Below are 26,944 nucleotides of genomic sequence, written 5' to 3'. Positions count from 1 at the left end.
GATATGGGTTGGTGGCAAGATATCATGAACGCGCGACAGAACCGGGAAGAAGTCGAGCGCTTGACGAAAGAAATCGAACGGATCGAGTTGACGAAGGAAGAGGTTCGATATATCGACCTCAAAAAGGAAATCGAAAACATCGAGAAACACAACGAGGTCAAACAAGAACAGTTGCGTGCCGAATTGGACAAATTCAAAAAAGGCATCGAGAAGGAACGATCTTCGCTTGAAAAAGAAGTCGAGACTCTCAAGCGTACACGTGACCAGCTTGGTCTGAGCATCAACGAATATAAAGGGCGTTTGTCTGCAATCGAGCATGGCTTATACTCACCTCCTCGCTACCTGACGGACGACGACACATCCGAGATGTTGAAGGCAAAACTGGACGCGGTGCGTGCGAAGCAGAAGGCATTAATCAAAGAGAAACGCGCTACCACTCACCCAAGCGCTTATACCGTTGATGATGACAAGAAGAAAGGCAAAGAGTTCGTGAATGACACAATCAAGCTGATTTTAAGAGCCTTCAACAACGAATGCGACGTCATCATTGCCGGCGTGAAGCATACGAACCATGACCGGTCGATCGACAAGATCGCGAAGAGCTTCAGGCAATTGAACTCTTTGACCGACATGCAGTCTGTATTCATGACGGATGAGTATCTCAAACTGAAACTTCAAGAGCTTCAAGTCATGCATAGGTACCGCGTCAAAAAACAGGAGGAGAAGGAAGAACAGCAAGCCATTAAAGAGCAGATGCGAGAAGAGGCACGTGTCTTGAAAGAAATCGAAGAAGCGCGTAAAAAAGTTGAGAAGGAAGAAACTCACTTTAAGGCCGCCCTACTCGCTGCACGTACTAAAATTGAGAATGCGAGCGAATCAGAGCGTACTGCCCTGGAGGCTAAGATTGCGGAACTCGAGGCGAAGCTTCAAGAAGTCGAGGAGATCAAAGGTGATATCGAGAACCGCGAGCGTAACACGCGTGCTGGTTACGTCTATGTCATCTCGAACATCGGTTCATTCGGGGAACATGTCTACAAAATCGGTATGACACGTCGTCTTGAGCCACTCGAGCGGATCCGTGAGCTTGGCAGCGCATCGGTACCGTTCACGTTCGACATCCACGCCATGATTTTTTCAGAAGATGCACCAAACCTCGAGAACAAGCTACACAAACGTTTCGCCGACCGTCGCGTGAATCAGGTCAACTTCCGCAAGGAGTTCTTCAAGGTCAACATTGATGAAGTCGCCGATGTTATCAAACAGGAATTCGACCAGACGCTTGAGATTACGAAGTTGGCTCAGGCCGAGGAATATAATCGAACGCTTCAAATCTTGTCAGAGAGTGAAGCCGCAACTAGTCGTTGATTCAAAGTGACAGACATTTAACATTCATAAATTATATAATTACTAAAATTGGATGAAAATTATAATTAATATTCATGATCCGCTAATAGATAAGAGGTGAAAACATTGGATGCCAAAGAAAGCGAGCTAGTCCATCGAATACACAATAAATTTATCGAAAATTCATTCGATGAGCTTGATGTATACAGCTTTTTTATACTGATAAGAGAAAAGTCACGGAGTAATAAATTTATAAGAGAAATGGGGGATTTTATAGCACACAGAGAAAAATCGAAAGGTGATATCAAGGATTACTTAGAGAGAAATGAGAACATTTTAATTAATTTGGGTAAAGCAGCTGGCACAATGAAAATCGATGACGTTTTCTCTTTCAAACAAATTCGAAACGGTATAAATAATTTTTTTACTACAAATGGTTTAACTAAATTATCAAACGAAACTATTAACTGTATCATTTTGTGTATGATTTCGATTCTTCAAGAAGTTAAACTATTCGACCCCACCACCAAGAGAGAAATCGGAAAATTGATATTTGCATTATCGAGCAAAAACATTTTTTTAAATGGAGAGATAAAAATCCCTAAAGATGATACATTTATAAGAGCCCAATTTCCAGTCCTCTCTTGTAAAAATGTATTCCACCCCTTAGAGTCGATAGATAGATGGGATACTCCTAGAGATCTCAATGGGGGTATTATCAAAATTGTAAATAAGAGCAATAAACACATTATCAAGTTATGTGATTAATTAATAAATATGTACAAAAAGCCTTTACATCTTTCGAACTACATGAAAGATGTAAAGGCTTTTAAAAACGAGTTTAGATATAAAAAAGAGATTTCTTTTGGTTCTAAGTCTGCAGACAAGCAACTTGTCTGCAGCATCTTTATTTAAAACTATGATTTTTATAGACTGCAAAACTGTTTGAAATAGAAATTTTGTTAATGCAATTCTTCTACAGATGTATCATATCAGATCTTCCAGTCTTTCTACACATGCGTCACACATGTCCCCCATCGCCTCATACAATTGTTCCTGGGAGATGTAGAGGACGGAGCTCACTGCGGTCTCTTCCTGAACTTCTTCTTCCATTTCAATCATATGTTTCGGACAAAAGCGATACGTCTCGTAGTCATGTTCATTGTAATGCGCGTTAGGGAACAATAGATGATGGTAGTCCACAAACAAAGGATAGATCTTATTGCGGCCACTCACTCCACAAACCAATCGGACACCCTGGCTAAAGCCGAACTGCCATATATTTTTCATATATTCCGATTCCTCATCAAGTGATTCCCCATAAATCTTTCTGATGACATCTTTCGCTCTTAATAACGCATCATTTTTGAGACTATGGCAATGAGCATACTGATGACGATTCGGGGAAGGATAGAGCGAATCCCAATCACTCATCAGTTTAGGAAGAAGCGAAGTCAGGATAATAGCTGTCTTCTCAGCGTACTGCGCAGAGTCTTTTAAAAACGTCGTTACTCCCCCTCTTACTTTGGCACCTCGCATCCAGTTTGGATTGGAAAAGAAAAACTGCGGGATGTCGTCATTCGAAGGTCCGAATAATGAGACGACTTTCCCTGCAGCGGCCTTTGATTCTTGAGGAATTTGGGTTGGAACTTTGTTGTTGACGATTCTTCTTTGACGTGTCATGTTTATTCCTCTTATAAACGAGAGCCGTATGTCTCAAAGATTGTTTCATCTTTGATGTCTGTACGACAAATCTCGATTGGTGAGCAATTCCCGCGCGCTTCAATCCAAGGTTTTTCCTGATGACTTATCGATTCAAGTTGGTTACCGTTGTAGCCACCATAGATTTCCCAGACTTGCTCTAGGACATCTATAGTATCAGAAGTGAATCCGGCATCAACCGGGTCAAAGTCTTCTATTTTCGGGATGTTGTTAGCCCCGTTTTCTTTATATTGGTGATAAATACTTGGGACAACCGGACCATGTACCCACGCCTCAAATTTTTCACTGAATAGACGTTCCGGCGGATCAGTCAACTCTTCGTTCTCCAATACAAGATACCAGGAGTACGCGTAATAAAGTAGTTTTTGTAATTTTTTTGGAGTCATCGCTTCTTGGCTCAAAAAGTAATTGACCACATGTTGGATGTTATACATGTAAATACCCCCTAACTGAAAGGTAGACGGTCGCTTTTTTCGGGTTCTTTTAAAGAACCCACGTTCGCCTTTTTACCTTGTGTTCGTATTAATAATAACAATAATGTTACAAGAATGGTTAAAAAAAGTGCGAAAAAGAGTAAGTAGTTCTATTTTTATTATTTCCGGGTTCATAATTTGTTAAACTTGAGACATCAAAAAAAACGAAAGTACGTTCGGGATATTTACTAGTTTGGAAGGAGGTTGATGTAAATGGCAAAAATCAAAAAGAATGAGAAAAACGGAAAATGGGAGGTTCGACTCTCTCTAGGCTTCAACGAGGAAGGTAAACGCGTGCAACGCTACTTCTCCGACGAAAGGAAGAAGACCGTAGAATATTGGGTCGCCGACCAGATCCGGGCTCAGAAGGAAGGTGAGTTCGTAAAGGTACGTCCGAAAGGACGAGTCGGCGAGGTGCTCGATGACTGGCTCGAGTTTTACATCAAGACCACGATGGCCAAGACGACGTACAACACTTATACAAGTTTTGTGGAGAACGCACCAGGCTGGTTCAAGCGTCTGAACATAGACAAAGTAAAACCGCAGCACTGCCTCCGCCTGCTTCGGGAATACCTCGATATGGGCCTGCAGCCGAACACTGTCAATATTCGACGGAGAGTCTACATCGGATTCTTCTCCTGGGCTCGCCGAATGGACTATTACAGCGGTGACAACCCGATGGCTGCCGTCAAAAAATTGTCGGAAGGCTATAAGGAATATAAGACACTCACCCCTGACGAGCTGAAACGATACCTCGAGGCTACGGATGAGACGATGGCGAACGGTTATCGTACAGCGGTCCACTCGATAACCTATACGGGCATGCGTGCCCGCGAGGCAACCGCACTCCGTTGGTCGGACATCGACTTCGACCGCAAACAGGTCACAATCGCCCGCACCGCCATCGAGACGAAGGGCGGCTATTCGTTCGAGCAGACCAAAGGGAAGAAGGCCCGGGTCGTCACCATCCCCGAACAATTGATCCGTTTTCTCGAGAAGTCTCGTCTTCGACAGAAGTATGATATGGTCAAGTTCGGGTGGCGTAACGACGAGGACCTCGTCTGTCTCGGGATTAAAGGCGCCTATGTATGGTATTCAGGTCTGAGACGACGTCAAAAACTGACCGTCCAAGCGGCCGAGATTCCAGAAATCACGATGCATGAATTACGGCACACACATGCGACCTTGCCCATCAAGGCCGGGGTCCACGCGAAGGTCATCCAGGAACGACTGGGCCATGCCGATGCAAAGACGACGATGGATACCTACGCACACGTATTGCACACTACTCAGGGCGATACGGCCGAGCTTTTCTCCATGTTGATCGAGGACGTAAAAAAACCGCTCTAGGGAGCGGTTTTCGTGTGTCTGAGGCAGAAAAAAATTAAAAGTGTGTAATAAGTGTGCAATGACTATTTATTTATCGTCATTCATCGGCTCTGTTGAGCGCTTTTTAGGACGTAAACCATAATATTGGTAGTATTGGGTCTCGATATTCCCGTTGTACAACTTACGACGTTTCGTCGCCGGACGACCGTACGCCTTCTCAAAGTCTTCGTAACTCGTCAACATGTAGACGCTGTAACCAGGATATTTCGCATATTGCGCTCCAATCCGCTCATACAAGTCGATGATTTCTTCTTCTGACTGCAGTCGCTCGCCGTATGGCGGGTTACCGATGATGACACCGTACTCTTCTTTCGGCTTCAAAGCAGCCGCATCGCTATGCACGAACGTGATCGCATCACGTACGTCAGCGAGTTCAGCGTTATCTTTCGCGAGTTTCACCATGCGCGGGTCGAGGTCGATCCCGTAGATTTTAAGCGGTTTATCCCATTCCGCCTTCTCATTCGCTTCATTAATGGCAGCATACCACGCTTTTTTCGGGATACATGTCCAATCCTGTGCGAAGTATTCACGGTTGATCCCGGGAGCGATGTTCCGGCCGATCATCGCCGCCTCGATCGCAAGTGTCCCCGATCCCGTAAATACATCATAAAACGGCATATCCGGGCGCCAGTTCGTCAGTTGAATCATCGCTGCCGCCATCGTCTCTTTCAACGGTGCCTGTGAATGAAGCTCACGGTACCCACGACGGTGAAGCGGGCCTGACGTATCGATTGTGATTGTCGCTACGTCTTTCAACAATGCGACTTCGATTGGGAATTTCGCACCTGATTTCGGCAACCATTCCCCTTCCTTATGATAGCCGCGTTGCATCGTTTCAACGATCGCTTTCTCCGTGATCTTTTGACAGTCTCGGATCGAGAACAATTTCGATTTGACCGAGCGACCGTCAACCGTGAACGCAGCATCCCACGGCATGAGGTCTGTCCATGGCAAAGCCACGACCCCGTCGAAAAGTTCTGTGAACGTTGTCGCCTTGAATTCCGCTACGACGAGTTTGACCCGGTCTGCCGTACGCAACCACATATTCAGACGTGGGATGTCCTCCATCTCTGCATCAATATACACTCGACCGTTCTCCACTTCACATGTATATCCTAAATCTCTCACTTCTTTTGCAACGAGCGCCTCGATTCCCATCGCTGCCGTCGCAATCAGTTTACGTTTTGCCATCTGCAATCGCCTTCTTTCTACATTAAATTCTCTCATTGATTCTGTAAGTTGTAAAAAAATCATGAAAAAAGGAGCTCAAGTATATGTGCTTGAACTCCTTGTCGTTGTCAGTTGAGACTATGTTGTCCTGTAAGCCATGTTCTGTACTCCGGTGCTCATAGCGGTTTCCCTGGCACGATGGAGTGACAATCATCTATCTGCGCACATCGGCGCCCTCCGTCCCGTTCGGTTCCGGTCTGGAAGTTCCCCTACCATAGTTTGGGTTTCTCGCTCGTGGGGTTTACCTCGTTCCACTCTGAACGTTTCCGATCAGACTCCGTCACTGTGGCACTTTCAAGAAGCGTATACCATATCCGTAGACTTAGGTATTTCTTCTGCCGTCAACTTGCGTTGCCTACACTTATCTTTTCGTGTAGCACGATCACTACAGCCATCACAGGCTGTGCGAGCATGGACTTTCCTCAAGACTTGCATCCCGCGATTGTCCAGACCTCATAGTCACTTCAACCATTGTAGCGGAAATTTCAATGATTGACAACTTAAATTCGAAACTTGATTTTACGTTCAGTCAGCGCTAAAATAAGGCGTGTTCATTGAATAAGGAGGGATTTTGATGCATCAAGATGCAAAAAACGGTTGGATTCAACGTCTAACCTATGTAATAGAAATCGATGACATTAAAGTGCTCCACCCGAACAACGGCGTGTTCGCCTTCTACCGAAATAATCGTCTCGTCCGAGGGTTTGAACCGTTCGATATTAAAGCACCGAACGAACTCTCAAAGCGACCTTATCATTTTGACCATCATAATTTAGCACACCTAGAAGAGCGTTTCCCAGATGCGATTCCGGTGTTCGATGAATCCCATGAAACACGTCGCGCTTGGAGCGATCGGGTTCGAGTCGGATTATGCGAGATTATCCGCGATGGTAAACTCAGTTTTGAGCATATTGACGACCAAGGAAATGTACTAGAAGCGAGTATCCGTTGGTGTGGAGAAGCCATCACCATGAAGTAAAGATAGAGTACAACATAAAAAGGGAAGGAATCAGAATGGTTGCACATTCTGATTCCTTCCCTTTTTCTTCATTAAATTCATTCAACAAATATTATGGGTAATATATCGTTTTGACACTCTTCTCATTACGATCATCTGGTCTCAAGATAAATGTCATCGTTTTAGTTGGATCTCCATTTATAAAAAATGTTCCAACCGGACGTTTTCCAGAAAAAATGATTTTTCCATCTACATCTCTAACTTCAAGATTACCTTTTCTTGATAAATCAACTTCAAAGGTTTTCTTATCTTTGGCACTGATTCGAATTCTACTCTTCATATGATTTACATAATTGAACGTCTTACTCGTTTGACGTTTAAAAGTCCCATCGCTAACTTTAGCTACTAACTTATATTGTCCACTAGATAACCAGTCACCATTCGCAAACATTGTAAACTCTTTATTTACTGGTAACGTTTTCAATTTCTTTGAACCTTGGTATAACGCCAAACTAGTCTTTACTTTTTTCGCAGTCCCTGGCTTGACTTGTACGTTTCTTACATATGGCTCTACTATGTTTTGAGGAGCAGTTACTATTACCGGTTGAGGTGTTGCATCTAGTAAACGCTTTGTATTTAATTCTGTATACGATTTCCCGTTCGCTCTTGGCATTTTGGCAATCAAGTTGTCAATTTCAGAGGGAGTTAGATAAGGATTAACTGACTTTACTAAAGCAAGCGCAGAAGTGACCATTGGTGCTGCCATCGAAGTACCGTCCATATATACATACTGATTTTTAACGCCAAGAGATAAAATACTAACACCTGGAGCCACAATCTTGACGTCTTTGTTCATATTACTAAAACTTGCAATTCGATGTTTGGCATCGACTGCTCCTACTGCAACAACCTCTTTCATATTAGCAGGAAAAGATACTTTATTAGAGGAATCGTTTCCCGAAGAGGCAACAATTATGATCCCTTTAGATCTTGCTGCCTTTATAGAGTTTGCAAGAACTTTATCATATTGGTCTCCACCTAAAGACAAATTAATAATGGTAGCGCCATTAGCCACTGCCTTATCAACCGCTTTTGCAACTGTCCAAGAATCTGTATATTCAGAGTTCTTTCCATAAAAAACGTTGTAAAAGTCATATCGAACGGACGGCGCCATACCGGCGATTCCAGATTTATTATGTTTACTAGCCATTATCCCCGAAGTATGGGTGCCGTGATAATCAGCACTATAAGGACCCTTCATAGAATTAAGAATCCGAGGCACACTTTTCAACTCAGAATGTGTACGGTCGGCTGAAGAATCAATCAACGCAACTAAAATATCAGATGATCCTCTTGTAACATTCCACGCTTTATTTGTTTCACTCTGATTAATATAATATTGATTTTTATATTTCGGTTCACTTACTTGATAACTATGTTTTTCTATCACAACAGGTTTTTCTGCATATGAATGCAAAGGAGAGATAAATGCTGCTATCGTTAAACCTAATAAAAGTCTCTTCATTTGACACGCTCCATTCAAACAAATGATTGATCACTTTATTATCGCAAATCAAATAGCAGATTTACCTATTTTCAAAAAAATTACCAATAGCTCGGTTCATCAGGATGTAACATTTCATATTCGACGATCCGTCCAATAGTCAAGTACGTATAGTACCGTGCTAGTTCGACTCGACTCGGATCAGGTCGGAATCCTTCCAAATCTTCTCCGAGCGGTGAGCCCTCGATTGTCTCGAACTGTTGACAAAAAAAAGACTCCGTTTCCGCATCCCAGACGATACGATCTCCAATATACCCACTTCCGAAGCGAATATAGTCGATAATGGACGGTACGATGACTTCAGCTGGTAACCGTTCACTCATCCGTCCGACTAATTCGTATCTGATTCGGTCTGCCTGATCCGCTTCTTCGAGTGAGACACATTTTAAGACTTCTTTATTGATTTCAATCAGTACAACATAATCACCTGGTTCGATGGAGAGTTTCATCGCCTCACCTCACTTTTCATTCCTTCATCCGATTCTCTACAAGTTACTATTCGTGATGCGTTGTGGGAATCCTGTCCATTCCTCATGATTTTCCAAATCTCGGTCGAATTCGCACCGATTGCATTGTTTTTGTTATACTAATCGTATGAATCTAGAGAGGAAGTGCACCATGGCCAAACGACCGTTGACCCCTCGCGAAAGTGAATTGATTGCGACTGCTCTATACGTTGTCGAAACGATTCCATACGCCGGATATATCGATCGTCTCGAATCCCTCACGTTACGCGACATCGCTGATGACTATTTGAATGGAACGCTCGCTTCCGCAGACGCGATTGATGCGCTCGATCAATACATTTTTGTACGACGCCATCGCTTCAAGAATGTGACCCCTCACAATCTTTGGACGTTGGATGATCGAACCGAGCAAGAAGCATTGCGTCATATTTCAAAACGACCTGAGTTGAAAAAAGGACAGACTTTGAATAAGCGAAATCAACCGTTTCAAGTGGGACAAGACATTGAATTCAAAGTGGATAAACATGTCGATCGGGGGCAGTTCCGAATCTATATCGGAAAACAACAGGGTTATACGTGTAAAGCACAGTCAAAGGAACGGGACAAGTTGAAAGTCATCACCGGATGGGTCACCCATATCGACCCGAAAGACCGCCTGGTGTTTGTGAACGTCACAGATTTCGGACGTTTGCCGATGGAACAATCAATGAAGCAGGAACTCGAATCGATGAGTGCCTCGCTACTTGGTTGGTTCGCAACGGCAACACTCCCTTCCGAAGAAGAGGCACTTCTTGCAAAACAAATGATTGCCACTCTGCAACGACGTGACCAACCGTATTGGTTCACGCTGACAACCGCCCTCAATCACCCAAGACCAGAACACGTCAAGCGTTGGGGAACAGTCGTGAATCTGCTCGTAAAAGCAACGACAGGTGATCAAAAAGCGGTACAAACACTAGAAACCCAAGAGGATAAATACTTCAAAGACGCTTTCATCCGTGCGCTTCGCGCCTTGCATCAAGAGATGACGAAGCAATTGAACTAAATGGACTCGAGGTGGCTCTTAAAGGGTCACCTCGTTTCGCGTACGGAGTCCGAAGGAAAGGATTGATCAACATGCGTTTACTCATCGTGGAAGACGACTCTTCCATTTTACGACTCGTGAAAGAGACGTTTGAAGAAGCCGGGCATGATGTCTTGATTGCGACCGACGGCAAGACAGGAGAGGAACTATACATGAGCCAGCCAATCGATGCGGCAATCATTGATATCATGCTCCCTGGCATAGATGGTCGAGAGTTGTGTCGCCGTCTAAAAAGCGCATTCGATATTCCAGTCATCTTACTGACCGCGCTCGGCGAATGGGGGGATAAGCGTCAAGGTTTTGAACACGGGGCAGATGACTACATGACAAAACCGTTCATCCCGGAGGAGTTATTATTTCGACTGCAAGCCGTATCCCGGCGCTATGAACGTTCGTCCGCTTCGCGCATTCAGGCAGGCCCGCTTCAGTTGGATTTAAAAGAGTATGAGGTGAAACTGGAAGGCAAAATGTTCTATCTTCCAAAAAAGGAATTCGAGTTATTGTTTCAGTTGGCTTCATTTCCAGGAAGAGTATATCGCCGTGAGGAATTGATTGAACTTGTCTGGGGTTATGACTTTGAAGGCGACGAACGAACCGTCGATGTGCACATCAAACGACTTCGACACAGATTCGATCATCCTGCACTCTCTATTCGAACTGTTCGTGGGGTCGGCTATTCGTTCGAGGTAGTGAAATGAAGACGCTCTATACTCGAATCATCCTCACCATGTTTTTCATTTTACTTGTCTCTGGCGCAATCTCTCTCCTCATCAGTAATGTCGCATATTATACGTGGTGGCAACCCTCATATAGTGAGAAGACCGAATCGGTTGCAAACGAGGCATCGACTTATTTTGCTGAACATACAGATGCGGATGAAGAGGCTTTTTATACGTTTTTAGCTGCAACGGGCTACCAATTGGTCGTGATTGATTCAACCAATATGCGCTCTCGCTACGGTGGGGAATTTCGAGATGAGTCGATTCCTGAAGAAGTGATCGCATCCGTCCGTGAAGGTAGCGCTTATCAAGGAATGCGTGATTTTCCGTTTCACTTGTTCTTATTAGGCCTTTTCGATAACGAGTTGACAAATACGTACGGAATGACCCTCGAAAACGGGGACGTCGTTTTCATTCGTCCGGATTTAAGTGCCCAGATCCGAGAGCTTCACCTTTTTGTCGGCATGTTCTTCGCGCTCGTAACAATCCTTGCGTTCGGCTTGATCGCGATTTCGACACGTTCACTCGTCCGGCCTTTAAAAACGCTCACTACAGCGACAACGGACGTGGCGATGCGACAGGAGCCGAAACATCTGCCTATCGAGCGAAAAGATGAAATCGGAACGTTAGCGAGACAGTTTCAAGAGATGACAACTGTCATCAATCAGACTGAGGCACGCCAACGTCGGTTCGTGTCGAACGTCTCTCATGAATTTCAATCGCCTTTGACATCACTCGTCGGTTATGCCGAGAAACTGGCAGAACGTACCGATGGTGTCTCGAATGAATACGCTCGCGTCATTGAACAGGAAACGAGACGTTTATCTCAATTGACCAAACAACTCTTACTCTTATCACGTTTAGACGAACAGCCGCCTTCCCTTGATTCAGATGTGAACGTCCTTCAATCCATCTCAGAGGTCATACAAATGAATGCTTTTCTGCTCGACCAAAAAGGACTCGCCGTCATGACCGATATCCCGACCGACACCATACTAAAAAGTGACCCGGTCCTTCTCGCCCAAGTATGGAACAATCTATTGGTGAATGCCGTTCACGCCTCTCACGAGGGCGGAACGATTCGTATCACCTGCTCCACCGAACCACGTATCACCGTTTCCTTTACCGATGAAGGGATCGGAATGGACGAAGAGACGAAACGACATTTGTTCGACCGATTCTTCAGAGGCGACGTCGCGAGGTCGAGTCAAGGAACCGGTTTAGGTCTTGCCATCACTTCAGACATCATCGCCTTACACGGTGGGCAGATCACGCTCGAATCCACAAAAGGAAAAGGGACGACGATTCATCTTCATTTTTGAAGCTGTTCATATTCTGTTCATATTAAACGATTACACTTCCTTCATAAGAACTTGAAGGAGGTTTTTTTATGCAATTAGGATGGAAAGAGATGTGGAGACAAAAACGAAAGTTTTCCATGCTCTTTGTGATTACACTTTTGATTGTTATGTTGACAACTTTGATCACTGGGCTTGCCGACGGACTCGCATACGATAATGGCTCTGCCCTGCACGAATTAAACGCTTCGACGTATCGATTAGACAAGGATTCGGATGGACAGTTGACGCGGTCCTTCTTAGACGTCCCTGCCGATTCTTCTATCGCGACGATGAGTGTACGTCCCCTCACAATCACGCTGAATGGAAAAAAGGAAGAGGTGACACTGTTTGCTCTTCCAAAAGGAAGCGATATCGGCCCAGTCGATCATCTACAAAAAGGAGAAGTCCTGTACGATTCTAGTCTTTCTGAGAATCTTCGATCAGGTGATGTTTTGACAGACTTCGTGTCGGAATATGACTTTACAATCGCCGGTGAGTCAATCGGAAGATACAGTCATGGACCTGTTCTCTACACGACGAATGAAACATGGTTCGACTATTTACGATATTCCGAACAACGCCCATATGTATCTGCTGAAATCGGTACAAATCACTCAGCATCCGATACGCTCATGATGAGTCAACAGGAGCTCATCGAGTCCGTTCCTGGCTATAGTGCCGAACAGAGCACCTTCACGATGATGCGAGCATTCCTACTCGTAATCGGTACATTTATTTTGACTGCTTTTTTCTATTTGTTCACCTTACAAAAACTACCGGAACTCGGTATTTTAAAAGCGATTGGTCTGTCACCTCGTATCATCGGGCAAGCTTTGCTCTTTCAGGTCATCGTCATCGTTTCATCCGCTGTTGTTACGTCTATCGGGATTATGTACATCGCTGATGCAGTGATTCCGTCGTCCATGCCGTTTATCGTCGACATCGGTCACGTTTTACGATTCGGCTTCATGTTCATCATCTTATCGATCCTTGGCGCGTTGCTCCCCCTTTGGAAACTTCGCCAAGTTGACGCAATTGAAATCATAGGAGGAAAAGCATCATGAGACTACAACACGTATCCCATCAATTCGATGGTCAACTCGTTTTAAACAATATCAATTTAAACGTGTCTCCGGGAGAATGTATCGCCATTGTCGGCCCAAGTGGTAGTGGGAAAAGCACATTGTTATACATTCTCGGACTGCTTCGTAAACCGGAACATGGAACATTCTTACTGAATGAACGAGACGTGTCTGATTTAGATGAGGAACAACGGCGTCTTCTAAGACTTCATGAGGTCGGGTTCGTATTTCAACAGGCTCATCTCATTCCCTATTTGACAGTGCTCGAGCAACTCGAACTCATTCAAGAAAACAGAAACGTCGATGCTAAAGAACTGTTACAAGAGCTCGGATTAGAACATCGGCTGCATCATCTCCCGATGACACTGTCAGGAGGAGAAAAACAAAGAGTTGCCGTCGCAAGAGCTTTGGTCAATTCTCCACGACTGATTCTGGCAGATGAGCCAACGGCGAGCCTGGATTATGAGAACGGACGTCGAGTGATGGAATTACTGTCACAACAGGCACACCGTAAAGGGCGCAGCGTTGTCGTCATCACGCACGACGAGCGCATGCTTGATGTGTGTGACCGTGTCTTACGCGTCATTGATGGCACGCTGACCGAGATTAGAAACTAAGTATCTTCTCATGCTGACAGATTTGTTGGAGCTGATATGTGAGCCAACCGCCGAAACGTACGGTGACTCCAATTTCTCCGCTTCGAGAAATCATCGCTTCTTCGATCACCATGAACCGCTCCACTATATGATTGGATTCGAGTCGAATCCCCGAGAGACAGGCAAACGCCCGGACGACCTCTTCTGGTCTACATCCGGTTGACATTGCGATTTCCTGTACCTCGGTGGATATACTCGTTTTGTTGTGTAAAAAATAGCGGTCTAGCAACAAATCAAACACGAGTCCGACGACTCGTATGTTTCCATCGCTTGTCCACTTAAAAGTTACTCCCCGATCAAGTGTGCCGTTTGGATTGCTCAATATGCTTTGAATCATTCGAAAGATATCCGTTCGCTCCATCGTGATTCCCACTCCCTTGTAGATTGTTTATTGATCATAGCGTTGACTCACATCTAAAACGAGTGATTATATGTTATCCAACCTAAGGAGTTATTGTGCGTATGCGTTCTTCTTATGTATGAAAATAGGACGATTTGTCTTCATTTCGGGTACAATAACGGTGAAAGGAGTCGGTATTATGCAACGGAAATGGCAAATCGGATTAGCTTCACTTTTCACAAGTTATTACGCAATCAGCTACTATGCCTTCAAACGGATGACTCGAGGGAAACGGAAAACACCGGAGATGTTACTCGCTCCGTACACAGAAGAGGATCGCGCCTTCTATCATGATGTCCCGTTCGAGCACGTCTCGATTCAGTCGAGGGACGATTATCGACTCTACGGACGGATTTATCGAAATGACGCATCGACGAAGTGGATTGTATTCGTTCATGGGTATACCGCTTCTCATAGTTTCATGGCTCCTCATCTTGCCATGTTCCATCGCCTCGGTTATAACTTGCTCGCTGTCGATTTGAGGTCTCATGGGGAATCCGAAGGGATTTATGCTTCTTACGGATATCATGAAAAAATCGATATGATTGATTGGATCGAATGGTTGAAAATAAATGAATCGGTCGACCAAATTGGTCTTCACGGGGTCTCGATGGGTGCCGCGACGGTCCTTCAGACGACCCCTCTCACAGATGTCGATTTCGTCATCGCAGAATGTCCGTTTGACGATATGGGTCACCTGATGCGATACCAGTTGAAGGAGTTACACCGGATACCGGCAGAACTTTTCCTTCCCGGTATCAATTATTTCTTATGGTCACGTGCCGGGTTCACGATGAAGCAAGTACAACCGAAAAAGGCCGTCACCGAAACGACGACCCCGATCTTATTCGTACACGGATCAAAAGATGATTTCGTCCCAACGTGGATGTCAGTCGAGATGAACGCACTGAACCGGCAAAATGACTTGCTATTGATTGACGGGGCGGAACATACGGATTGTATGATCAAGGACGCGCCTGCATATGAAGACGCGGTCAATCGTTTTTTACGTCGACATGGATTGGTCCAGCAATCAAGTCAAGCAGTGCATGCAAGACCATGACCGGCCACAGGACACCCATCCCTAGATATAAGAGACCGAGACCGAAACCGACGACGCCTGTCGTAACGACACCTTTGATCCCTTGATAGGCATGGGCCATGCCGAACAGGGCACCTCCGATCAAGGCAAGTGTCAGATTCGGTACCTCTATATAGAGGGAGATTGTGTACAAGAGCACTCCTCTGAAAATAAACTCTTCGGTCACGCCGGCCGTGACCGAGACGGCGCTCCATGCCTGCTCCTCATTCTTCGTTCTTGGCAGGAGCAATTTTTCTAAATCGAGCTCATAATAAGGACGCAATGCTCGACGAAGTTTTGATGAGGTCTTGACCAATAAATAAAAGACGAGCGTAAATGCAACGAGGATACATGATAGGAAAAAGACTTGCCACGCCTGTTCGTTGCCCGTTTCTGGCGCGAATGTTAAACCAACTTCGGATGGCGGTACTTGAAATAAGAATATGAGGGCGACAATCAACAAGGTCAGTCCCCATGCTGATTTTACGGTTTGATCGTACACCCACGCCCGTCCCTTCGTCTCAATCAATGGACGGATCAATTTTGCGTTGAATATTTGGACAATCAACATGTATCCAATAATTGCCGTAAAAATCAATCGTTCGAGCATCCATATCCACTCCTGTCCTTACTCTTAGCTATATGCTACACTATTCGGGTATTGTCTAAAAGCTAGGAGGCGGTATCTTGAAACGTATGATGCTGCGATTGACCGGTTTTATCATTGTGCTCGTGCTTTTGCTCGGGGCAATCGGCTGGCTCGGTCAACACGATAAAGTAAACAATGGATTGTATCGAACCTATTATGGTGAGCATGGCGTACCGAACGCTCACATCGCTGTCTATCAGGACGCTGCTGACGCATACGATGTGGACTGGCATTTGCTTGCCGCCGTACATCGCGTCGAGACGATTTTCTCTCACAGTTCTTCCATGCGCTCATCCGTTGGTGCGATCGGACCATTCCAATTCATGCCTCGTACTTGGCTCGGTTGGGAATATGATACGGATGACCAAAAAGGTGACGTCCCAGAAGACGAAGTCGATTTGACAGACCTTGCATTGATCGACCAGTACGGTGGTCTCGGTCGTGACGGGAATGGAGACGGGAAAGCAGACCCACATAGTCTTATTGATTCCGCACATACCGCGGCGTATTATTTAAGTGAACACGGTGGGAAGAAAACGGATTCTACCACATCTATTCGAAATGCTATCTTCGAGTACAACCGGAGTGAGCAGTATGTTAACGATGTTATGACATACTATGAAAATTACGAAACAAACGTGACGTACATCCCTGAAGAACGGGACACAATCAGTCAACATGTCGCCTATTATACGATTCGATACATCGAGTGGTTCAAAACACTCGGCTGATGCTTACATGAAAAAGTGAGGAATGGAAATGAATACGCATGTAGAAGAAGTAACCATCCGCGTAAAATCAATCTTCAATGAAGATAAAACAAAACGCTATATGCGAACGTATGAGTTCACGGATGTGGAAGACGGGGTCATTTGTGCCGTCATCATTTATTCACCACGAATGAGCGATGCTTTCTTATCAGGTACGACAACGCAACGTGCCTATATGTTGATGCAAAATCATTTGTCACAGCCGATTCGGGAGATGCGTGTCATCAGCCTTGTGCCGACACTTGCCATCAATGATAATCTTCCGTATGTGGAATCACAACTCGACGAGACAAACTATCACTATGTCGAAGAGACGTTGCAAGAGGTAGCAGCAAGCAATGGCATGATCATCGTCGGTTGGGGTTCACCTGGTCGATTGATGCACCATGCGACATCCTATAAGTCGCTCTTTGCCGATTACGAGTCAAACATGTACTGCATTGGTACGACGGCCAAAGGTGAACCACAACAGATCCGTATGGCCAACGAAAACACAGTGCTCGAGGCGTTCAACAATGAATCAATCAAACCAAAGTTTCGAATCGTAAAAGAAACAAAAAAAGACGACTCCGAGTGAGTTGTCACAGCTTGTTGACAAATAACATGTTCGTACTCGTCCTTTCGGCGCCCACGCTTTCCGCAGGCAATCCCGGAGCCGCATCGCGACTCAAGTCGCTGCTGGGTCTCCATCGGATTGCTTTCCTGCAGGAGTCGGGGCGCAGTGGGACCAGCCGCACTAATGGCCGCCCCCTTTGGCGGCCATTCCTTTTTTATATTCCTGCCCAGATGGCAAATCCAAACAACGCGAAAAAGACACCTGACCATATAAAATCACTTGATTTGACTTCAACCCTGTCATAAATCGTCCGTTTTCCGCCTGTAAACCCTCTCGCTTCCATCGAGAAGGCGACACGCTCCGCTCTTCGAATCGATCCGGCAAGGAGTGGCAACAGTAATTTCGGTACGTGCCGTAGACGTTCCCATCTCGTATCGAGTGGGACACCCCGTAGGCGATGTGCATATTGAAGTTGTTGCAGTTCCCGTTTTAAAAGAGGAATGAAACGGAACCCGACGAGCGCGCTATAGGCGATTGTCGGTGACAACTTCGCCTGTTGCATCAGACTCATGACGAACCGCTTTGAATCCGTCGTCAACATGAAAAGAAGCGAGAGGACCGTGAACGCCAATACGCGAAGGCTGAGGGCAATCGCGACATCCCTCTCCTCAATTGTGACTTCCTGACTCAGAATGGTCACCAATGTCTCTCCCCCGAGGTCTTTTCCGAAAACGAGCGTTGTCCAAAACGTTCCGAGCGCCGTGATGAGAAAAGGGATCAAGAAAAGTAGCCATCTTTTCCATGAGACATTGGTTGCCATCCATTGAATCAGTACCGTCCCTACTACGATCACGAGCTGGGTCCATGGATTGTAAAACAATGCGAGACCGAACATGACGAACGTCAATGTCAGAAATTTCACCGTCGGATTCATGTCATGGAGTGACATCGCGCTCTCCTCCCTTGCAACTGATAATGACGAAGTGTCTCCGTGTCCTGCCAGAGTTCATCTTTAAATGGTCCTGAAAGTTCCCCGTCCTTCATCAAATAAAACGTGTTGGCGATGCGGGCGAACGACAAGTCGTGGGTCACGAATAGAATCGTTCGACCCATTTCAGCATGTCGCTTCATCAACAGCTCGAGCGCATGCAATGACGGTTCGTCTTGACCCGCTGTCGGTTCATCGAATGCGAGCAACTGTTTGTTCGTTAGCGACTGGATTGCAACTGCGAGCCTCCGTTTTTGTCCGTGACTGAGAGATAACGGATGGAGATGTCGCTGATCAAGAAGCGACATGTCAGATAAAACGCTTTCAATCGAATCTTCATGACCAAACTGTAACTCACTTTCGACAGAATTCATGAAAAATAAATGTTCCGGCGATTGCGGTACGAGCCCAACCCGTCGGTCATGTTCCGTTAAGCTTCTTAAAAACGTGGACTTCCCGCTCCCATTCGGACCAAGTATGGCAATCACTTCTCCTGCTCGGACATGAAGCTCCGATCTTTTCAGCTGAAATGAATCACGTCTGACCTCTTCGATCGTGTAGTGATAAGGATTTTTTAGCGAAGCGTTTGACTTTATAAATGCAAAGTCATCGACCGGGCAAAAGGATTCATTCCGAACGATACGCCCTCGCTCTAATTCAATATGCCAGTCAAAGTAATCACCCCATAGGTGAGGACGATGTTCAACGACGATGACGTTCAGTCCTGTCACTCGATCGAGCCATTCCACAAATTCGTACGCGGTCACCGGGTCAAGATGAGTCAACGGTTCATCGAGCAGCAGCCATTCAGGTCTTCCGACTAAAGCACATGCGACGGCGATTCGCTGTTTCTCCCCACCTGATAACGAATCGATTTCACGGGTTCGATAGGCACTTAACTGTAATGATTCGAGGATCTCCGTCACGCGTCGTTCGATTTCTGAGATAGGTGTCGACAAGTTCTCAAGCGTGAAGATGAGTTCTTCATCCACACGCTCCATGACAAATTGCGTGTCCGGATCTTGGAACACCGTCCCGACACGTTGATTGATTTCGCCTGGTACATAATCGTCGTGCAACCTCCCGAACAGTTTGAGTCTACCTTGGAGAATGCCGTCACAATTCTCGGGGAAGAGACGGTTGCATAGCGCAAGAAAGGTCGACTTCCCGCTCCCGCTCGCCCCACTTAACATCGTACGACCTGGTCGGATCGATACGGTGACATCTTCAAGAATCGCATCTAAACTCTCTGGGAATTGAAAGTGGAGTGATTCGGTCTCAACCATGGACGTTCCCACTTCGTGAAATCGCATAGCCGCGAAGGGAACCTGTCTTTAGCAACAAATCACTAAGTAACTTTCCTCCGATTCCTGCGATAACCATCCCACTGACAGCTCGAAGTCCGAACATCGTCGCCACATAACCAGGTTCTAGCATCGCGAACCCACTCATGAAATATGTATAGACGAAACTCGTGACGGCGGACCCGAATCCTGCAAGCATGAGTACCCACAGCTCATAGCGGCGGTAACCCGTCATCGCAAAGACAGCTTCCGCTCCTAAACCTTGAACGATTCCGACCAAGATGATGCGCGGTCCAATCGCGTTTCCAATCAACATCTCGATTGTCGCAGCCATCACTTCTGAGATGAAGGCGGCACCAGGCTTCCGGATGATGTACGCCGAGATGATCGACACGATAAACCAGATACCGAAAATCCACTCGTAGGCGATCGGTCCGATCAATCCTGCCCATAAGTTCCCAATATGGACGAACAATAAGTAGACGACGGCAAAGACGACAGACAATACGGAGACGAGGACGACCTCTTTTAATTTCCACGATTTAAGCATGTCGACCTCCGTGTGACGGACTGTTCACGCTGAACGTCACCGTCATGACGACATGTTGATTCTTCTCGCGCGTCCGTTTGAACGCCGCCTCGTAATACGAGAACACATCATCCAAATTCCCATGAATACCTGACGCATAGTGCATAGAGTCATTATAGACACCGACCTGTTTCGCTTGCTCGATTTCCTCGTAGATGAGGTCCATGTAATGTTCAGTACCCATCGGATAAAGTGCGAACTGTGAGGAGACATACTGTTCTCTTGAGGATCCGTTCAGTGGTTGTGGCGGTGCCTCGAGCGCTTCATCCCCAATCGAATCTCCCGGACATCCAACGGAGAACGTTCCGCTCATCGAAACATGCTTTCCTTCCTCTGAGGCAAGACTCAAAACTGTTCGGGCGACGTCAAATACATGCTCGGCTCGCCCACGGATAACCGTCGACACATCGTCCGTATGGCGCCACACGCCTGATAGATCCGTTCGTTTTAGTGCACCTTTGATTGTCCCGACGAAGTCGTCTGTCATCGGGCTCAGTGTGAATCGAAACCCGACGATTGGGCTCGTACCACATGATTCATTCATTTTGTTTCCCCCTCTAAATGTGTTTGCATAAAAAAAGCCGCATTCATGAGAATGCAGCAACAAAATCTATACAAACTTGCATAGAGAAAGTGCCGCACTTCCTCACGCCAGTATTACCTGGATCGAGTTATAAGGGATCGGAGCCATGCTCTCATCTCAGCCGAAGCACCCCTAGTGCAGTCATTGATATGCGGTTACTTATGCAGTCACAGTATAGCGATGTTTCAATCTTTTGTAAACGGTCAATCTGAATATGTGACGAGATGACCTGAACCCGGAAGTGGGTCATGGAACGTATCCCACGATGACGACATCTCTTCGTCCGTCAATAAACAGGCATCAAGCGATTGCTCGACCGCTTCCCGTTCCATTCGTTGACCGATGAGCACCAACTCATTTTGCCGATCCCCGTATGGCTCGATGTAATCCTCACGAAGGTCAGGTTCAGCAGCAAACATCTCCTCACGTTCACTTGCAGGTAACGTCGCAAGCCAACGACCTGCATGTTCAAGCGTTGATGCATACCCTGCCTGTGAAAACAGACAAGCGAGGTCGTTTCTTGTCGCAATCCATAAAAATCCTTTTGCACGGACGATTTCTTCTGGATAATGTTCCATCCAGTGCATCAAACGTTCAGGGTGGAACGGTCGACGGCGCCGGTAGACAAATGAGCTGATGCCATACTCTTCCGTTTCCGGCGTATGTTCTTCCGACTCGAGTTCTTGGATCCACCCTGCAGCGCGCATCGCCTGATCAAAATCGAATAACTGGACGTCTAGAAGGTCTTCTAACGCGACGTTCGAGTATGTCGACGTCAACAATCTCGCACTCGGGTTCAGTGTTTGGAGTAACCCCTCCATCTCCTGTAGTTCCCCTTCGGACACACGGTCCGCCTTATTCAATACGATGATATCCGCAAATTCGACTTGGTCGACGAGCAAATCGACTACTTCACGGACGTCACCGGTGTCGACGGCTTGTTGACGCTCCATGAGCGATTCACCAGAATTGAAATCTTTGAAGAAACGGTATGCATCGACGACCGTGACCATCGCATCGATGTACACACGGCTCGTCAAATCAATCCCAAGAGCGTCATCGGCATACGTGAATGTCTGCGCGACAGGAATTGGTTCAGAGATTCCTGATGACTCGATGATGATCCCATCGAGCTCACGGTCTTTTGTTAAGTCATAGACAGCCGTCAACAAATCTTCCCGCAGCGTGCAACAGATACACCCGTTCGAGAGTTCGACTAGCTTTTCATCGGTCCGCGAGAACCCGCCCTGATCAATCAGCTTCTCGTCGATATTCAACTCGCTCATATCATTCACGATGACCGCATATTTTTTATGTTCTCGGTTATGTAAGATGTGGTTGAGCAGTGTCGTCTTCCCGCTACCGAGATAACCCGAAAGTACTGTAATTGGAATTCGTTTCATGATGGACCTCCATTAAATCGTAATCATTACTCTTTGTATAATGGAGTCGTTCCTTACTTTTGTCAATAAAAAACACGCCACATGGACGTGTTTTTGAAGAAAATACAATTATTCTTCCAATGCTTTTCGTTCTGCCTCCGAGCGTGGATAAGCATTCGCCTGCCATTCAGCCCGATAAATCGAATCGAGTTGAGTCAATCCGACCTCATCCTCATCTTTATCCGAATCAATACTTGGCACTTCATCCCACTTCGGATCGAGATACGAATGATCTTCTTCACGCGTTCGATTTTCTTGTAACTTTTGAATCCCAATCTTGACCGCTGCAGCAACTGCCAACCCAATTCCAGCTCGAACTAACAGTCGTTTCACCATCGAACTTCCTCCTCAGCGACCGAAACGATACAATGGCATCCCTTTCACTTCTGTGTCGATGATAAATACCGATCCCGCATCCGGATATTCAGAAAGCGCCTCCTCATCCATTCCTTCACGAGCCGTCGTGATAGCTAATCGATTGAGTCCATCTCCGACAAAGGCACATGAAGTGACATTTGGTGCGGGAACATGGACTTCAAGTAACTTTTCGCCTGTTGACGGGTCCCACCGCGATACTCTTCCACCCGCGTAATGCGCAACCCATAGACAACCTTCAGAATCGGACGTCATCCCGTCAGGAAAGCCTTCTTCCTCCGAAAAATCGATGACGACCTCTCCGTTCGAAATTGTTCCTGTCTTCAAATCAAAATCATACTTCCGGATTTTTTCAGTCGGTGTATCGATATGATAAAAAACGGAATGGTCAGGAGACCACGTCAATCCGTTCGAAAGCGTCAACTCATCCATCAATGATGTCGTCGTTCCATCACGATCGACCCGATACAATGTCGCTTGATTTTCTTCATCTTCGAGGTGGAGTGTGCCCGCAAAAATACGACCATATGGATCGGCTTTCCCATCATTAAAACGTAATCGACCGTCGGGATCATCCAATTCGACAATTTTATTTAGTTCCCGATTGATTTCATCCCATTCATAAATCCCGTCTTTTAGACCAAGGACGACACCGTCCGTCACTTTTGGAATGACGAAACCGACTTGTTTCCCGACCTCAAAAGAAGAAATTTCATCTTCTCGTTCGTCATACCACCACAACGTATGACCTTCGATATCCACCCAATAAAAACGCTTCAACTCAGCATCCCAACAAGGACCTTCACCTAGCGTATTACGTACCCGAATCCACAACGACGCATCTACTCTCTCCATTACTTAGCCTCCACTCTATCCATTAGTTCAGAAATCTATTCCCCTCTCCCAACTGGACTAAGCATGAATTCAGAAAATCGTGAAGGATTTCCATCTGAGTCTCATTGTTTTGCTATATTTAAGGAAAAGTGAGAGGAGTGGATGGTTTGTCGAAATGGAACGAACGTTACAATACGGATGAATATGTGTATGGGACCGAGCCGAATCAATTTTTACGCGACTACATCACAACACACCAGCTTAAAGGGAGACGCGTGTTAGCCATCGCTGAAGGAGAAGGTCGGAACGCCGTGTGGCTCGCCACACTCGGATTCGACGTCGAGATGTGGGACGCTTCGAAAGTAGGGCTCGAAAAAGCGGAGCGCTTGGCGATTTCGCGAAACGTCTCCCTTCAGACGAAACAGATTGACTTGAATGAAGCGGATTGGTCGCAAGATGCGTATGATGTGGTCATCTGTATCTTCGGTCACTTTCCTCAACATGTCAGAGAAAAAGTGTTCGCCGGAATTCAAAGAACGCTTCGACCTGGTGGTGTATTCCTGACCGAAGTGTACTCTACAAATCAACTCGCTTACGGCACAGGCGGACCACAAGACGTCTCACTTCTCTATTCTGAAGAAATGTTCCACCAACTAGAGGACGATTTCGTACCGCTCATCTTACATGAGGTGGTTGTATGGCGCGAAGAAGGGTCACTCCATCACGGTGACTCTTCCGTCATCCAGTATGTCGGTCAAAAAAGGTAAACAAAAGGCCTCTCCGCTATCGGAGAGGCCTCTCGTCACTTCGCACCCTCGACGTTCATATGCTTACTGCGGAGCTGACCGCAAGCTGCATCGATGTCTGTCCCGTGCTCGAGACGGACACCCGTGTTGACGCCACGTTTCTTCAAGATATCATAGAATGCCATGATATCTTCAGGTGTGCTTCGTTCATATTGAATATGCTCGTTGACCGGGTTATACGGAATCAAGTTGATGTAAGACTTGTCTTTGATGTCTTCAATCAAATTAGCCAATTCTTCCGCATGTTCCGGTAAATCATTCACTTTCGATAGCAAGATGTACTCAAACGTGATGCGTTTATTCGTCTTCTCGACGTAATAACGAATCGATGGCATGAGTTTATCAAGCGGAAACGCACGGTTGATTTTCATGATGCGAGTCCGAAGCTCATCGTTCGGTGCATGGAGTGAAAGTGCCAAGTTGATCCGCAAGTCGAGGTCTGCGAACTTGTAAATCTTGTCCGCGAGACCACTCGTCGACACGTTGATTTTACGTGGGGCGATCGCAAGACCACGCTCATCTTTGACGACGCGCAAGAAGTCGACCAAGTTCTCAAAGTTATCGAACGGTTCGCCGATTCCCATGACGACGATATGACTGACGCGATCCCCTTCCCCTTCTTCATCGAGGAAATGTTGGACGGTCATGATTTGTTCGACTACCTCACCAGCCGTCAAGTCACGTGTCTTCTTCAACAAACCGCTCGCACAGAAGCTGCAACCGATATTACAACCGACCTGTGTCGTCACACAGACCGAACGACCGTATTTATGGCGCATGAGCACTGTCTCGATATAGTGCCCGTCGTGAAGTTTAAGTAAAAATTTGACCGTCCCGTCTCCCGCTTCTTGTTTGACGAACAGTTCTTGTGTCGAGATGACATATTTCTCTGTTAAGTAATCGCGTACCTCGTCACGGACGTTTAGCGCGTCCATCGATTTGACTCGATCGATGTATAGCGAGTCCCAGACTTGACGTGCATGGAAGGCACCGTATCCTGCTTCCGTACACTCGTTTGTGAGTTGATCGAACGTCAACCCGTATATAGATGATTTCATTCTAACCTGTCCTTTCTCTAATCCGCATACGTACCATTGTAGCGGACGTCAGAGACGGGTGCAACTTACGAATAATCAGGAGGCGTCGGACGAGTGATGAACTGTTCGAACGCATAGGCGACACGAATCAAATCACGTTCCGAATAGCTCGTCCCCGTGAATGATAGACCGAACGGGGCGCCGCTCGCTTTTCGTTTATAGGGTATTGTGATCGTCGGATGCCCTGCTTTCGCCGCCATGTCATAGTTCGCATCATGTGGTAAGACGATCGCATCAAGTTTATGCGACGCAAGCAACGCGTCAATCCCTTCTGTTTTCGCTAAACGAACGTCCTCGATGCGACGGTCGAGATAGCTCGCTTCAATCAGTTTCCCAGATCGGGCGTTCGCTTCTTCAAAAATGGTTTGACCGTGCGGAATCGATTCAGGGTGTTCTGCGTTCCACTCGATCAAGTCAGAAAGCGTCTTAAAAGGCACGGTCGTGTTCGCAAGATAGGCCTCGATCCCGAGCTTGAATTCATCGAACAGGATGTCTGCTTGTTCAAGCCCCGTATGCTTTGGTAGGGTGACCTCGACGAGTTCAACCTCGGCTTGACGTAGCAACCGGACCGCCTGGTCATACAACCCAACTTCTTCGTCTGAAATGTCAGGTTTGATGAACCCGACACGCATTCCGACCGCTTGACGGACATCAAGACATGTCACATAAGGCGGTCCGACAGGGGTATCCCATGTCGACGGATCTTCCGAGTCCTCACTACACATCGTTTGTAACGCGATGACCGCATCACGTAGCGTACGCCCCATCGGTCCAGCCGTATCTTGAGAACGTGAAATCGGGATGATTCCTGAGCGGCTGATCAATCCGACGGTCGGCTTGATTCCGACGATGCCATTATGCACGCTCGGGTGTACGATTGAACCACTCGTCTCAGATCCAACTGCAAGAAGCGTTAAATTTGCAGCGACCGCAGATGCCGACCCTGAACTTGATCCTCCGACATCCAACCCGTCGCCATATGGATTCATCGTCTGGCCACCGACGGCACTCCAACCGTTCGGCATGTCTTCTGTCAAGAAGTTGGCCCATTCGGACAGGTTTGCTTTACCGAGAATGATGGCCCCGTCAGCCCGTAACCGTTTGACGAGCTCGGCATCCCGACCTGCGAAATGATGTCGCATCGCGGCAGCACCTGCCGTCGTACGCATCAGTCCTGCCGTTTCGATATTATCTTTGATCAATACGGGAATCCCGAGTAGTGGTTTGCGTACCCCTTTTTTATAGGCCCGGTCTGCCGCCTCTGCCTCGAAAAGTGCGTCCGGATTCACCTGGATGACGGCGTGGAGTCGCTCATTATATGTCGCAATCCTTTTTAGATAATACGCGGTCACGTCTCGTGCTGTGAATACCCCTTCTTTAAAGCCACGATGCGCGTCTTCGATTGTCAGCTCTAACAATTGTGATTGTTTCATTGTTCATTC

General features: G+C 46.5%; 29 protein-coding genes, 1 other RNA gene and 1 riboswitch. Of the genes, 13 read left to right on the top strand and 17 right to left on the bottom strand.

Going from position 1 to position 26,944, the window contains the following annotated elements; genetic code table 11:
* Positions 1-3 precede the first annotated feature (3 nt).
* Together KNO85_RS06265 and KNO85_RS06260 are read left to right on the top strand one after the other, a co-directional pair.
* Entirely contained in the window at positions 4-1,365 is a 1,362-nt protein-coding gene (locus KNO85_RS06265; protein WP_214787931.1) for an SNIPE associated domain-containing protein, read from the top strand.
* Positions 1,366-1,470: 105 nt separating this feature from the next.
* Positions 1,471-2,112 (top strand): hypothetical protein, encoded by a 642-nt coding sequence (locus KNO85_RS06260; RefSeq protein ID WP_214787928.1) that lies wholly within the window; start codon positions 1,471-1,473, stop codon positions 2,110-2,112.
* 219 nt (positions 2,113-2,331) lie between these two features.
* Here KNO85_RS06260 and KNO85_RS06255 read toward each other — a convergent pair whose 3' ends face one another.
* Both KNO85_RS06255 and KNO85_RS06250 read right to left on the bottom strand, forming a co-directional pair.
* Positions 2,332-3,027, bottom strand: coding sequence for a hypothetical protein (locus KNO85_RS06255; protein ID WP_214787925.1), 696 nt, complete (start codon positions 3,025-3,027; stop codon positions 2,332-2,334).
* Positions 3,028-3,038: 11 nt separating this feature from the next.
* On the bottom strand, positions 3,039-3,500 hold the full coding sequence (locus tag KNO85_RS06250) for a Panacea domain-containing protein (RefSeq protein WP_214787922.1): 462 nt from the start codon (positions 3,498-3,500) through the stop codon (positions 3,039-3,041).
* Between the two features lie 252 nt (positions 3,501-3,752).
* On the opposite strand from KNO85_RS06250, the gene KNO85_RS06245 reads away from it, so the two are divergent.
* Positions 3,753-4,889: a tyrosine-type recombinase/integrase gene (locus KNO85_RS06245; RefSeq protein WP_214787919.1), complete on the top strand. Its 1,137-nt coding sequence runs from the start codon at positions 3,753-3,755 to the stop codon at positions 4,887-4,889.
* A gap of 66 nt (positions 4,890-4,955) precedes the next feature.
* Here KNO85_RS06245 and KNO85_RS06240 read toward each other — a convergent pair whose 3' ends face one another.
* A complete protein-coding gene (locus tag KNO85_RS06240; protein ID WP_214787917.1) occupies positions 4,956-6,119 on the bottom strand; it encodes a THUMP domain-containing class I SAM-dependent RNA methyltransferase in 1,164 nt (387 codons plus the stop codon).
* A 125-nt stretch (positions 6,120-6,244) separates the two neighbouring features.
* An RNA gene (gene rnpB / locus KNO85_RS06235) (RNase P RNA component class B) lies at positions 6,245-6,612 on the bottom strand.
* A gap of 120 nt (positions 6,613-6,732) precedes the next feature.
* On the opposite strand from rnpB, the gene KNO85_RS06230 reads away from it, so the two are divergent.
* The gene (locus KNO85_RS06230; protein ID WP_214787914.1) at positions 6,733-7,137 is read left to right on the top strand and encodes a hypothetical protein; all 405 of its coding nucleotides are present in this window, start codon (positions 6,733-6,735) and stop codon (positions 7,135-7,137) included.
* 91 nt (positions 7,138-7,228) lie between these two features.
* Here KNO85_RS06230 and KNO85_RS06225 read toward each other — a convergent pair whose 3' ends face one another.
* Both KNO85_RS06225 and KNO85_RS06220 read right to left on the bottom strand, forming a co-directional pair.
* Positions 7,229-8,641 carry a S8 family peptidase gene (locus KNO85_RS06225; protein ID WP_214787911.1) on the bottom strand — a complete coding sequence of 471 codons (1,413 nt, stop codon included), beginning with the start codon at positions 8,639-8,641 and terminating at the stop codon, positions 7,229-7,231.
* Positions 8,642-8,721: 80 nt separating this feature from the next.
* Positions 8,722-9,129, bottom strand: a complete 408-nt coding sequence (locus tag KNO85_RS06220) for a type III PLP-dependent enzyme domain-containing protein (protein ID WP_214787908.1) — start codon at positions 9,127-9,129, stop codon at positions 8,722-8,724.
* 169 nt (positions 9,130-9,298) lie between these two features.
* On the opposite strand from KNO85_RS06220, the gene KNO85_RS06215 reads away from it, so the two are divergent.
* The 5 genes from KNO85_RS06215 (at position 9,299) to KNO85_RS06195 (ending at position 13,989) form a co-directional block, all read left to right on the top strand.
* Positions 9,299-10,192, top strand: coding sequence for a hypothetical protein (locus tag KNO85_RS06215; protein ID WP_214787905.1), 894 nt, complete (start codon positions 9,299-9,301; stop codon positions 10,190-10,192).
* A 71-nt stretch (positions 10,193-10,263) separates the two neighbouring features.
* Entirely contained in the window at positions 10,264-10,929 is a 666-nt protein-coding gene (locus tag KNO85_RS06210) for a response regulator transcription factor (protein ID WP_214787903.1), read from the top strand.
* Positions 10,926-12,272 (top strand): sensor histidine kinase, encoded by a 1,347-nt coding sequence (locus tag KNO85_RS06205; protein ID WP_214787901.1) that lies wholly within the window; start codon positions 10,926-10,928, stop codon positions 12,270-12,272. Before KNO85_RS06210 ends, KNO85_RS06205 begins: the two co-directional genes overlap by 4 nt.
* A 68-nt stretch (positions 12,273-12,340) precedes the next feature.
* Complete coding sequence (locus KNO85_RS06200) at positions 12,341-13,354, top strand: FtsX-like permease family protein (protein WP_214787899.1); 1,014 nt, start codon at positions 12,341-12,343, stop codon at positions 13,352-13,354.
* Positions 13,351-13,989: an ABC transporter ATP-binding protein gene (locus tag KNO85_RS06195; protein WP_214787897.1), complete on the top strand. Its 639-nt coding sequence runs from the start codon at positions 13,351-13,353 to the stop codon at positions 13,987-13,989. Before KNO85_RS06200 ends, KNO85_RS06195 begins: the two co-directional genes overlap by 4 nt.
* On the opposite strand, the gene KNO85_RS06190 is transcribed toward KNO85_RS06195, so the two are convergent.
* Entirely contained in the window at positions 13,979-14,389 is a 411-nt protein-coding gene (locus KNO85_RS06190; RefSeq protein WP_214787895.1) for a hypothetical protein, read from the bottom strand. The two genes, KNO85_RS06195 and KNO85_RS06190, sit on opposite strands and share 11 nt — an antisense overlap.
* 178 nt (positions 14,390-14,567) lie before the next feature.
* Between KNO85_RS06190 and KNO85_RS06185 the strand changes: the two genes are divergently transcribed.
* Positions 14,568-15,491, top strand: coding sequence for an alpha/beta hydrolase (locus tag KNO85_RS06185; protein WP_214787893.1), 924 nt, complete (start codon positions 14,568-14,570; stop codon positions 15,489-15,491).
* On the opposite strand, the gene KNO85_RS06180 is transcribed toward KNO85_RS06185, so the two are convergent.
* Positions 15,424-16,119, bottom strand: coding sequence for a CPBP family intramembrane glutamic endopeptidase (locus KNO85_RS06180; protein ID WP_214787890.1), 696 nt, complete (start codon positions 16,117-16,119; stop codon positions 15,424-15,426). The genes KNO85_RS06185 and KNO85_RS06180 overlap by 68 nt on opposite strands.
* Positions 16,120-16,205: 86 nt before the next feature.
* Between KNO85_RS06180 and KNO85_RS06175 the strand changes: the two genes are divergently transcribed.
* Together KNO85_RS06175 and KNO85_RS06170 are read left to right on the top strand one after the other, a co-directional pair.
* A complete protein-coding gene (locus KNO85_RS06175; RefSeq protein ID WP_251126120.1) occupies positions 16,206-16,889 on the top strand; it encodes a lytic transglycosylase domain-containing protein in 684 nt (227 codons plus the stop codon).
* A gap of 28 nt (positions 16,890-16,917) precedes the next feature.
* The gene (locus tag KNO85_RS06170) at positions 16,918-17,505 is read left to right on the top strand and encodes a DUF1643 domain-containing protein (RefSeq protein ID WP_214787884.1); all 588 of its coding nucleotides are present in this window, start codon (positions 16,918-16,920) and stop codon (positions 17,503-17,505) included.
* A gap of 193 nt (positions 17,506-17,698) precedes the next feature.
* Here KNO85_RS06170 and KNO85_RS06165 read toward each other — a convergent pair whose 3' ends face one another.
* The 7 genes from KNO85_RS06165 to KNO85_RS06135 all read right to left on the bottom strand — a co-directional run bounded on the left by KNO85_RS06165 (position 17,699) and on the right by KNO85_RS06135 (position 23,620).
* A complete protein-coding gene (locus KNO85_RS06165; RefSeq protein WP_214787881.1) occupies positions 17,699-18,433 on the bottom strand; it encodes an energy-coupling factor transporter transmembrane component T family protein in 735 nt (244 codons plus the stop codon).
* Positions 18,415-19,758 (bottom strand): ABC transporter ATP-binding protein, encoded by a 1,344-nt coding sequence (locus tag KNO85_RS06160; RefSeq protein WP_214787878.1) that lies wholly within the window; start codon positions 19,756-19,758, stop codon positions 18,415-18,417. Before KNO85_RS06160 ends, KNO85_RS06165 begins: the two co-directional genes overlap by 19 nt.
* On the bottom strand, positions 19,751-20,326 hold the full coding sequence (locus tag KNO85_RS06155; protein WP_074034359.1) for an ECF transporter S component: 576 nt from the start codon (positions 20,324-20,326) through the stop codon (positions 19,751-19,753). Before KNO85_RS06155 ends, KNO85_RS06160 begins: the two co-directional genes overlap by 8 nt.
* Positions 20,319-20,909 carry a Ykof family thiamine-binding protein gene (locus KNO85_RS06150; protein ID WP_214787875.1) on the bottom strand — a complete coding sequence of 197 codons (591 nt, stop codon included), beginning with the start codon at positions 20,907-20,909 and terminating at the stop codon, positions 20,319-20,321. The genes KNO85_RS06155 and KNO85_RS06150 overlap by 8 nt, the downstream gene beginning before the upstream one ends.
* Positions 20,910-20,991: 82 nt before the next feature.
* A riboswitch (TPP riboswitch) is annotated at positions 20,992-21,092 on the bottom strand.
* 59 nt (positions 21,093-21,151) lie between these two features.
* Positions 21,152-22,351: a GTP-binding protein gene (locus tag KNO85_RS06145; RefSeq protein ID WP_214787871.1), complete on the bottom strand. Its 1,200-nt coding sequence runs from the start codon at positions 22,349-22,351 to the stop codon at positions 21,152-21,154.
* 108 nt (positions 22,352-22,459) lie between these two features.
* Complete coding sequence (locus KNO85_RS06140; protein ID WP_214787868.1) at positions 22,460-22,726, bottom strand: hypothetical protein; 267 nt, start codon at positions 22,724-22,726, stop codon at positions 22,460-22,462.
* Between the two features lie 12 nt (positions 22,727-22,738).
* Positions 22,739-23,620 (bottom strand): SMP-30/gluconolactonase/LRE family protein, encoded by an 882-nt coding sequence (locus KNO85_RS06135; protein WP_214787866.1) that lies wholly within the window; start codon positions 23,618-23,620, stop codon positions 22,739-22,741.
* 137 nt (positions 23,621-23,757) lie between these two features.
* Between KNO85_RS06135 and KNO85_RS06130 the strand changes: the two genes are divergently transcribed.
* On the top strand, positions 23,758-24,366 hold the full coding sequence (locus KNO85_RS06130) for a class I SAM-dependent methyltransferase (protein ID WP_312846168.1): 609 nt from the start codon (positions 23,758-23,760) through the stop codon (positions 24,364-24,366).
* A gap of 35 nt (positions 24,367-24,401) precedes the next feature.
* Here the strand turns inward: KNO85_RS06130 and rlmN are convergent, their stop codons facing one another.
* Together rlmN and KNO85_RS06120 are read right to left on the bottom strand one after the other, a co-directional pair.
* Positions 24,402-25,463: a dual-specificity RNA methyltransferase RlmN gene (gene rlmN, locus KNO85_RS06125; RefSeq protein ID WP_214787859.1), complete on the bottom strand. Its 1,062-nt coding sequence runs from the start codon at positions 25,461-25,463 to the stop codon at positions 24,402-24,404.
* Positions 25,464-25,528: 65 nt separating this feature from the next.
* Positions 25,529-26,935 carry an amidase family protein gene (locus KNO85_RS06120; protein WP_214787856.1) on the bottom strand — a complete coding sequence of 469 codons (1,407 nt, stop codon included), beginning with the start codon at positions 26,933-26,935 and terminating at the stop codon, positions 25,529-25,531.
* Positions 26,936-26,944 lie beyond the last annotated feature (9 nt).

This window comes from Exiguobacterium sp. s124 (genome assembly GCF_018617485.1).
GTDB classification, from domain to species: Bacteria; Bacillota; Bacilli; order Exiguobacteriales; family Exiguobacteriaceae; genus Exiguobacterium; species Exiguobacterium aestuarii.
The sequence above is the reverse complement of the archived record's forward strand: the minus strand, read 5'-3'. Positions and strand labels throughout refer to the sequence as shown.

Bases quoted from the DNA above. Each gene is read 5' to 3' on its own strand.
- KNO85_RS06265 (WP_214787931.1), top strand. From the start codon at position 4: ATGGGTTGGTGGCAAGATATCATGAACGCGCGACAGAACCGGGAAGAA.
- KNO85_RS06255 (WP_214787925.1), bottom strand. From the start codon at position 3,027: ATGACACGTCAAAGAAGAATCGTCAACAACAAAGTTCCAACCCAAATT.
- KNO85_RS06250 (WP_214787922.1), bottom strand. From the start codon at position 3,500: ATGTATAACATCCAACATGTGGTCAATTACTTTTTGAGCCAAGAAGCG.
- KNO85_RS06245 (WP_214787919.1), top strand. From the start codon at position 3,753: ATGGCAAAAATCAAAAAGAATGAGAAAAACGGAAAATGGGAGGTTCGA.
- KNO85_RS06240 (WP_214787917.1), bottom strand. From the start codon at position 6,119: ATGGCAAAACGTAAACTGATTGCGACGGCAGCGATGGGAATCGAGGCG.
- KNO85_RS06230 (WP_214787914.1), top strand. From the start codon at position 6,733: ATGCATCAAGATGCAAAAAACGGTTGGATTCAACGTCTAACCTATGTA.
- KNO85_RS06225 (WP_214787911.1), bottom strand. From the start codon at position 8,641: ATGAAGAGACTTTTATTAGGTTTAACGATAGCAGCATTTATCTCTCCT.
- KNO85_RS06220 (WP_214787908.1), bottom strand. From the start codon at position 9,129: ATGAAACTCTCCATCGAACCAGGTGATTATGTTGTACTGATTGAAATC.
- KNO85_RS06215 (WP_214787905.1), top strand. From the start codon at position 9,299: ATGGCCAAACGACCGTTGACCCCTCGCGAAAGTGAATTGATTGCGACT.
- KNO85_RS06210 (WP_214787903.1), top strand. From the start codon at position 10,264: ATGCGTTTACTCATCGTGGAAGACGACTCTTCCATTTTACGACTCGTG.
- KNO85_RS06205 (WP_214787901.1), top strand. From the start codon at position 10,926: ATGAAGACGCTCTATACTCGAATCATCCTCACCATGTTTTTCATTTTA.
- KNO85_RS06200 (WP_214787899.1), top strand. From the start codon at position 12,341: ATGCAATTAGGATGGAAAGAGATGTGGAGACAAAAACGAAAGTTTTCC.
- KNO85_RS06195 (WP_214787897.1), top strand. From the start codon at position 13,351: ATGAGACTACAACACGTATCCCATCAATTCGATGGTCAACTCGTTTTA.
- KNO85_RS06190 (WP_214787895.1), bottom strand. From the start codon at position 14,389: ATGGAGCGAACGGATATCTTTCGAATGATTCAAAGCATATTGAGCAAT.
- KNO85_RS06185 (WP_214787893.1), top strand. From the start codon at position 14,568: ATGCAACGGAAATGGCAAATCGGATTAGCTTCACTTTTCACAAGTTAT.
- KNO85_RS06180 (WP_214787890.1), bottom strand. From the start codon at position 16,119: ATGCTCGAACGATTGATTTTTACGGCAATTATTGGATACATGTTGATT.
- KNO85_RS06175 (WP_251126120.1), top strand. From the start codon at position 16,206: ATGATGCTGCGATTGACCGGTTTTATCATTGTGCTCGTGCTTTTGCTC.
- KNO85_RS06170 (WP_214787884.1), top strand. From the start codon at position 16,918: ATGAATACGCATGTAGAAGAAGTAACCATCCGCGTAAAATCAATCTTC.
- KNO85_RS06165 (WP_214787881.1), bottom strand. From the start codon at position 18,433: ATGTCACTCCATGACATGAATCCGACGGTGAAATTTCTGACATTGACG.
- KNO85_RS06160 (WP_214787878.1), bottom strand. From the start codon at position 19,758: ATGGTTGAGACCGAATCACTCCACTTTCAATTCCCAGAGAGTTTAGAT.
- KNO85_RS06155 (WP_074034359.1), bottom strand. From the start codon at position 20,326: ATGCTTAAATCGTGGAAATTAAAAGAGGTCGTCCTCGTCTCCGTATTG.
- KNO85_RS06150 (WP_214787875.1), bottom strand. From the start codon at position 20,909: ATGAATGAATCATGTGGTACGAGCCCAATCGTCGGGTTTCGATTCACA.
- KNO85_RS06145 (WP_214787871.1), bottom strand. From the start codon at position 22,351: ATGAAACGAATTCCAATTACAGTACTTTCGGGTTATCTCGGTAGCGGG.
- KNO85_RS06140 (WP_214787868.1), bottom strand. From the start codon at position 22,726: ATGGTGAAACGACTGTTAGTTCGAGCTGGAATTGGGTTGGCAGTTGCT.
- KNO85_RS06135 (WP_214787866.1), bottom strand. From the start codon at position 23,620: ATGGAGAGAGTAGATGCGTCGTTGTGGATTCGGGTACGTAATACGCTA.
- rlmN (WP_214787859.1), bottom strand. From the start codon at position 25,463: ATGAAATCATCTATATACGGGTTGACGTTCGATCAACTCACAAACGAG.
- KNO85_RS06120 (WP_214787856.1), bottom strand. From the start codon at position 26,935: ATGAAACAATCACAATTGTTAGAGCTGACAATCGAAGACGCGCATCGT.